This window comes from Inquilinus sp. (genome assembly GCF_057815775.1).
The window spans coordinates 1-2865 of record NZ_JBYRFX010000246.1 but is presented as its reverse complement, the minus strand read 5'-3'; the positions used below and the strand labels follow the sequence as shown (position 1 = coordinate 2865).

The window sequence follows — 2865 nt, the reverse complement described above, 5'->3', positions numbered from 1 at the left end:
CTCATGCATCAGCGCCCAGCGCCGGTCCGACGCGACCAGCACCTCGGTCGCCCCGGCCTCGCGGTGCCGCCAGCTGTCCTTGCCCGGCTGGTCGACGTCGAAATCGTGATGCGCGTGCTTGATGGTCGAGATCCGCAGGCCCCGGCCGGTCAGGGCCGGAATCAGCTGCGCCAGAAGCGTGGTCTTGCCGCTGCCGCTCCAGCCGGCGATGCCCAGCACGCGCATGGGGGCGGTCCTGGGCCTAGCCGAAGGTTCCGGCCGCCTTGGCCGGCGGGGTGGGGGCCGGATCCTCGGTGATGGCCTGGCGCACGCCTTCGCGCAGATAGCTCCAGCCGGTCACCAGCGTCAGCACCGCGGCGATCCAGATCCCGGCGATGCCGATCTGGGTCACCGGCAGGTCGCCGCTGAACGCGCGGGTGCCGGTCTCGCCGACGATCAGGAAGCCGATCGCCAGCATCTGGATCGTGGTCTTCCACTTCGCCAGCGCGGTCACCGGCAGGCCGCGGGCGTTCATCCCGGCCAGGAATTCGCGCAGGCCGGAGATCAGCACCTCGCGCAGCAGGATGATGACCGCCGGGATGATGGTCCAGCCCTGCAGCCGGCCGAAGGCGGCCAGCATGAACAGGACGGCGGTCACCAGCATCTTGTCGGCGATCGGATCCAGCAGCCGGCCGATCATCGAGGTGGAGCCCCAGGCGCGCGCCAGCTTGCCGTCGAGATAGTCGGTGATGGCGGCGGCGGCGTAGATCACCAGGCAGGTCCAGGCCGCCCAGTCGTCGGGCACATAGAACAGAGCGATCAACACGGGAATCGCCGCGATCCGCGAATAGGTCAGGATGTTCGGGAGGCTGGTGACCATGGCGACGGCACTGACTTCAAGGGCAGGGAAACGCTAGCACATGGCGGCACGGAGATCGACCGGTTCAGGTCGACGCGGGGCTGCCCCGACCTGACATTCGATCTGCGCCTCTGTCGACCAGGATCGGGGCCGGATCCGGACAGGGAACGGGGGCGGACCATGCTCCGGTTCCCGGTCATCCGGTCGCGGCATCGGGATGGAAATGGTGGTAGATCAGCCGCGCGACGGTGTCGCTGATGCCGTCGACCGCCTCCAGATCCTGCAGGCTGGCCCGGCTGACGGCGCGGGCGGAGCCGAAATGCAGCAGCAGCGCCTTCTTGCGCCGCGGGCCGATGCCGGCGATCTCGTCGATCGGCGATTTCGCGATGTCGCCGGCGCGGCGGATGCGCTGGCCGCCGATGACGAAGCGATGGGCCTCGTCGCGCAGCCGCTGCAGGAAGTACAGCACCGGGTCCTTCGGCTCCAGGCCGAAGGGCTGCCGGTCGGGCATGAAGAAGCGTTCGCGCCCGGCGTCGCGGTCCGGCCCCTTGGCGATCGAGACCAGCGGCACGTCGGTGACGCCGAGCTCGGCGAAGACCTCGCGCACGATGCTCAGCTGGCCCAGGCCGCCATCGATCAGCACCAGGTCGGGCCAGCCCTCCTGCTCGCGGTCCGGGTCGTCCTTCAGGGCGCGGGCGAAGCGGCGGGTCAGCACCTCGCGCATCATGGCGTAGTCGTCGCCGGGCGTAACCGGGCCCTTGATGTTGAACTTGCGGTACTGCGCCTTGATGAAGCCGTCCGGCCCGGCCACGATCATGGCGCCCAGGGCATTGGTGCCGCCCAGATGGCTGTTGTCGTAGACCTCGATCCGCCGCGGCGGGGCGTCCAGCCCGAACACTCGGGCCACGCCCTCCAGCAGCACCGCCTGGCTGGCGCTCTCGGCCATGCGGCGGCCCAGCGCCTCGCGCGCATTGCTCAGCGCGTGCTCGATCAGCCGGCGCTTGTCGCCGCGCTTCGGCACCGCGATCTCGACCTTGCGGTCTGCCTTCAAGGTCAGGGCCTCGGACAGCAGCTCGGTCTCCGCCACCTCGTCGCTGAGCAGGACCAGGGGCGGCGGCGGATGGCTGTCGTAGAACTGGGTCAGGAAGGCGCCCAGGATCTCCGCCCGCTCGGCGGTCTTGTCGTGGCTCGGGAAATAGGCGCGGGTGCCGTAGTTGCGGCCGCCGCGGAAGAAATAGACCTGGATGCAGCTGTGGCCGCCGTCCTCGTGGATCGCCAGCGCGTCGGCGTCGCCGATGCCCTCGACATTGATGTCCTGGTGCGACTGGACATTGGTCAGGGCGCGGATGCGGTCGCGCCAGCGCGCCGCCTGCTCGAAATCCAGCCGTTCGCTCGCCGCCATCATCTGTTCGGCGAAGCGGCCCTGCACGCCCTGGCTGCGACCGCTGAGGAATTCGACCGCGCTGGCCACCTGCTCGGCATACTGCGCCTCGGTGACATAGCCGACGCAGGGCGCGGTGCAGCGCTTGATCTGGTACTGCAGGCAGGGCCGGCTGCGGGTGGAGAAGATCGAATCCGTGCAGTTGCGCAGCAGGAAGGCCCGCTGCAGCGCGGTGATGGTGCGGTTGACCGAACCGGCCGAGGCGAAGGGGCCGAAGAACTGCCCGCTGGCACCGGTGGCGCCGCGGTGCTTGGCGATGCGCGGGAATGGGTGGTCGCCCGAGATCATGATGTGCGGGAAGGTCTTGTCGTCCCGCATCACCACGTTGTAGCGGGGCTTCAGCCGCTTGATCAGGTTGGCTTCGAGCAGCAGCGCCTCGACCTCGGACCGTGTCACCACGAATTCCATGGCGACGGTGTCGGCGATCATTCGCAGCAGCCGTGCCGGCTGCTTGCCGGTCTGGGTGTAGGCGAACACCCGCTTCTTCAGGTTGCGCGCCTTGCCGACATAGAGCGCGTTGCCGGCATCGTCGAGCATCCGGTACACGCCGGGCGAGCTGGGCAGGGTGCGCAGATGCGCCTGGATC

Annotated in this window: 3 protein-coding genes; all 3 read right to left on the bottom strand. The window is 69.1% G+C overall.

From position 1 onward, the window contains the following. On the bottom strand, positions 1-225 hold a 225-nt coding region (mobB, locus tag AC3XYG_RS08835; RefSeq protein ID WP_489139449.1), incomplete at its 3' end, for a molybdopterin-guanine dinucleotide biosynthesis protein B. Between the two features lie 16 nt (positions 226-241). Then, on the bottom strand, positions 242-859 hold the full coding sequence (pgsA, locus tag AC3XYG_RS08830) for a CDP-diacylglycerol--glycerol-3-phosphate 3-phosphatidyltransferase (protein WP_489139448.1): 618 nt from the start codon (positions 857-859) through the stop codon (positions 242-244). Positions 860-1034: 175 nt separating this feature from the next. After that, on the bottom strand, positions 1035-2864 hold the full coding sequence (gene uvrC, locus AC3XYG_RS08825; protein ID WP_489139447.1) for an excinuclease ABC subunit UvrC: 1830 nt from the start codon (positions 2862-2864) through the stop codon (positions 1035-1037). Position 2865 lies beyond the last annotated feature (1 nt).